We start from the raw sequence: 3861 nt of genomic DNA, 5'->3' as shown, positions 1-3861 counted from the left end.
CCTAATGTGGCCCTGATGATCCGCTTTAACTTACCATGATCACATTCAATGACATTATTTTTATACTTAATCTGCCTGTGCTCAATATCTACTGGACATTTTCCTTCTCGCTTTAACCGTGATAAAGTACGTCCATATGTGGGTGCTTTATCCGTGTTGATCACTTGTGGAATTTGCCACTTCTTCACATTATTTAAAATTTTTCCAAGAAAACAATATGCTGATTTGGTATTACGTCTAGAAGAAAGATAAAAATCAATGGTATCGCCACGTTGATCGACTGCACGATACAGATAAGACCATCGTCCATTCAGTTTTACTTAGGTTTCATCAATATGCCACGAGCTCAGATCTGTAGGATTACGCCAATACCAGCGTAAACGTTTTTCTATTTCAGGAGCATAACGTTGAACCCAACGGTAAATAGTCGTGTGATCAACATTCACACCCCGTTCGGCCAGCATTTCCTGCAGTTCACGATAGCTAATGCCATGTTTACAATACCAGCGCACAGCCCAAAGAATGATTTCGCCCTGAAAATGCCGACCATGGAAAGGATTCATATGCTGCATCTTTAGCTAAAACAGTCTTCAGCTTACCATTCGTGGTTATTTGCAACAGTGCCCAAATACATGCTCGATCCCGATTCTTCTTTTGTTGATTTCCTGATTATAGATTTTGAGTTCAGGATCCAGTTTACAGCGTCTTTTGGCTTTTAACGGCAACAGGCTATTAGGATACACAGCATAAATTCCCAGGTAGCCTTTATCTGCAAGGATAAAAGCTCCTGAAGGAATCTGCTTTAAATTGCGTTTGAATAGCTCGAAATCATGCACCGTACCGCGATCAGTGCATAAACTCAGAATTTGCTGAGTTTTATAATGGATGATGGCCTGTACTTTAAAGGTATGGGTCTTTTTCTTGCCACTATAGTTTTTCTTCTGTTTTTTTAGGCCTTTGAATTGGAATTTCTGTGGCATCCAGGATCACCACATTCCAGTCTATGCCTTCGCTTTCGGGCAAATTCTTCGGTAAATTAAACAGCTTGGACTGAATCAGGCAATCTTCAACATGACGTACAATTCTTGAGGCTGTAGGCTCTGAAACCCCATAACTCGTAGCAATGTGAAATAAAGTTCGGTATTCCCGCCAATAGTTCAGACAGAGCAGAACCTGATCCTCCACACTTAACTTGGGTGGTCTGCCTTTAGCTGGAACATGCTTCTGCAATTGCTCAACCATTTAAATAAAAGGTTGACCATGAGATGCCTGTATATCGCTTAAACTGTGTTTCAGAAAGCTTCTTTGAATCAATGTATTTCATCCGCAGATTATGCACGAATGCTAAGAAAATTAGAGTACAAATATCAATCAAAAAGGTGCTCGTTTTTTGATTTATGAAAGAGATCTATTATTCAATTATATCTTTTAATGATCAATAGAAAGCCTAGTTTCAAACACATTCTTCAGACACAAACAAATATGATCAAAATAGATTGATTACTCTATAAAATAATAAAATCAATTATTTAAATCATATTTTATTTTAAAAAAAATACAAATGTGTATTAAAAATAACCATTACTTACATTTTTTTGATTACAAAATATAATGAGTAAATTGCTTCCCATTTCATACATTTTTCATATATAAAAAGTCATACTATTTTTAAGGTTTTTCTAAATCACATTTTATACTTCATAGTTTTTAACATCATTATTAAAGGTGAACCATGCAAAAGAAGAAGCGCACCCCATTAGACGCACAACAGTCCCATCTTTGGATTATTGGTGGTGGTATCGCAGGTATGGCTGCTGCTGCATTTGCAATCCGTGATGCCAAAGTCCCTGCCAAAAATATCCATATATTAGAAGAACTCGATATTTCAGGTGGTTCGATGGATGGTGGACATACACCGCATGCCGCGCAAGCTTGGGTAACACGTGGTGGGCGAATGCTGACCGATGAAACTTATTTGTGCCTATGGGACTTATTTTCCAGTATTCCATCTTTGGAAAATCCAGACATTTCGGTGCGTGAAGAATGTCGTGAGTTTAATGAAAAAGTGAAAACCCACGCCAATGCACGGTTGATTGATGCCGAACATGTCATTGCGGATGCAGCAAAGCTTGGTCTGAATACGCTACATCGTGCACAGATGCTGCGCCTATTAGCTTCAAAAGAAGAAAAAATTGGCAGTCGCCGCATTGATGAGTTTTTTGATGAAACCTTTTTTGAAACCAATTTCTGGCGCATGTGGCGCACGACTTTCGCTTTTCAAAAATGGCACAGTGCAGCAGAGTTAAGACGCTATTTCTTGCGTTTTATTCAAGAATTGCCACGCATTCATACCTTAGCGGGTGTGAAACGTACCAAGTACAACCAATATGACTCGATGATTCTGCCCCTACAGCGTTGGTTAGTCGCACAAGGCGTCGATGTGCGTTTTGGACACTATGTCACAGATGCAGACTTCATTACCAATGCTGAAACTCAAGAACGCTACGCTTCACGCCTATATGTACAATTGCCTGAAGGCTCAGAGCAAATTAATCTGAAAGCCAATGATTTAGCTATTTTCACTTTAGGCTCTATTACAGCAGACTCACGTTATGGCGGTAATCATGACGTGCCTGCCCTTATTCGTCATCGAGAAGATCATGGCTGGATGCTTTGGGAAACGCTGGCACAAAAAGCCCCAGACTTTGGCCGTCCAATGACTTTTTATGGCAATGTCGATGAACATAAGTGGGAGTCTTTCACTCTGACCATGAAAGATGACGTGCTACTTAAACGTATTATTGACTATACAGGCAATGAACCAGGCACAGGCGCACTCATGACTTGGTATGAGTCGGGTTGGCATTTATCCATCGTGGTTCCTGCACAGCCACACTTTGCCGACTTACCTGAAGGTTTATATACCTTATGGGGCTACGGTTTCCAAATTGACCATATAGGCGATTACATCAAAAAACCAATGTCCGAAGCCACGGGGCAAGAAATCCTAACAGAACTGATTAAACAGCTCGGTTTTGACGACATTTTAGATCATGTTTTGACAACGACTGATGTTACCACAGCCATGATGCCATACGCCTCTGCCCTATTCGCCTGCCGTAAACCGGGGGATCGTCCACAGGTAATTCCACAAGGCTCACAAAACTTTGCTTTCCTTGGACAGTTTGTGGAAATTGAAGATGACGTGGTCTTTACTGTGGAATATTCAGTTCGTGGGGCGATGCTTGCCATTTATGAATTTTTTGGGGTGGAACGTGAAATCCCTGAAATTTACAACGGTCTACTTGATCCCAAAGTGGGTTTAAAAGCTTTAGAAACAGTGTTCCACTAAGTTTTTAATATATAGCGATAAGAGCACCTTTATGTCGCCACTATTACATAGTTTAATTTAAGCAACGTTTGGATACACGAGTGTGGCAGGGATGCCACACGTTATCCATCATAATAGGGATGTTATGTATGGGTAACAAAGGCTTTTGCTTTCTTTTGGCTTATCAAAAGTAAGGGTATTGCCTACACAAACACCTTTTATACTTTATTGAAAGTTGAGGCCGTGTACGCACCTAATTTTAAATTGGATAAAAAGAAAAATTAGATAAAACTTTATACGTCATTATTGGCGACGATATTCAGCTCCATGTTTCTTGCGTTTCCATTCGCCCTCACCTAGAAACTTCATGCCTGTAGAGTCTACGAGTAGATGTAGTCCATCGGGCACTGTTGCAAATAGAGATTTGAGTCGATGATGTTCCCTTTAAAAAGTACTTAGAGACCGAAAACCCTGTTGATTAGACACACTTCACCCTGAGGCTGACCATAATAAAATGACGATGCTTGTCC

General features: G+C 40.1%; 3 protein-coding genes and 3 pseudogenes. 1 reads left to right on the top strand and 5 read right to left on the bottom strand.

The genetic code is table 11. From position 1 onward, the window contains the following. The 3 genes and pseudogenes from FTV09_RS17185 to FTV09_RS18315 form a co-directional block, all read right to left on the bottom strand. Positions 1 to 563: pseudogene (locus FTV09_RS17185) on the bottom strand (IS6 family transposase); the annotation flags it as partial. A gap of 45 nt (positions 564 to 608) precedes the next feature. After that, positions 609 to 980, bottom strand: a complete 372-nt coding sequence (locus FTV09_RS17180) for a transposase (RefSeq protein WP_024160689.1) — start codon at positions 978 to 980, stop codon at positions 609 to 611. Continuing rightward, positions 928 to 1242 (bottom strand): transposase family protein, encoded by a 315-nt coding sequence (locus tag FTV09_RS18315; protein WP_171250768.1) that lies wholly within the window; start codon positions 1240 to 1242, stop codon positions 928 to 930. The genes FTV09_RS17180 and FTV09_RS18315 overlap by 53 nt, the downstream gene beginning before the upstream one ends. Positions 1243 to 1732: 490 nt before the next feature. On the opposite strand from FTV09_RS18315, the gene FTV09_RS17170 reads away from it, so the two are divergent. Further along, positions 1733 to 3352: an oleate hydratase gene (locus FTV09_RS17170; protein WP_180058965.1), complete on the top strand. Its 1620-nt coding sequence runs from the start codon at positions 1733 to 1735 to the stop codon at positions 3350 to 3352. A 285-nt stretch (positions 3353 to 3637) separates the two neighbouring features. Here the strand turns inward: FTV09_RS17170 and FTV09_RS17165 are convergent. Then, positions 3638 to 3733, bottom strand: a pseudogene (locus FTV09_RS17165) (IS5/IS1182 family transposase); the annotation flags it as partial. A 53-nt stretch (positions 3734 to 3786) separates the two neighbouring features. After that, positions 3787 to 3861, bottom strand: a pseudogene (locus tag FTV09_RS17160) (IS6 family transposase); the annotation flags it as partial.

This window comes from Acinetobacter sp. YH12227 (assembly GCF_013417785.1).
Lineage (GTDB): Bacteria > Pseudomonadota > Gammaproteobacteria > Pseudomonadales > Moraxellaceae > Acinetobacter > Acinetobacter gandensis.
This window is presented reverse-complemented; position numbering and strand designations above follow the sequence as displayed.

Bases quoted from the DNA above. Each gene is read 5' to 3' on its own strand.
- FTV09_RS18315 (WP_171250768.1), bottom strand. From the start codon at position 1,242: ATGGTTGAGCAATTGCAGAAGCATGTTCCAGCTAAAGGCAGACCACCC.
- FTV09_RS17180 (WP_024160689.1), bottom strand. From the start codon at position 980: ATGCCACAGAAATTCCAATTCAAAGGCCTAAAAAAACAGAAGAAAAAC.
- FTV09_RS17170 (WP_180058965.1), top strand. From the start codon at position 1,733: ATGCAAAAGAAGAAGCGCACCCCATTAGACGCACAACAGTCCCATCTT.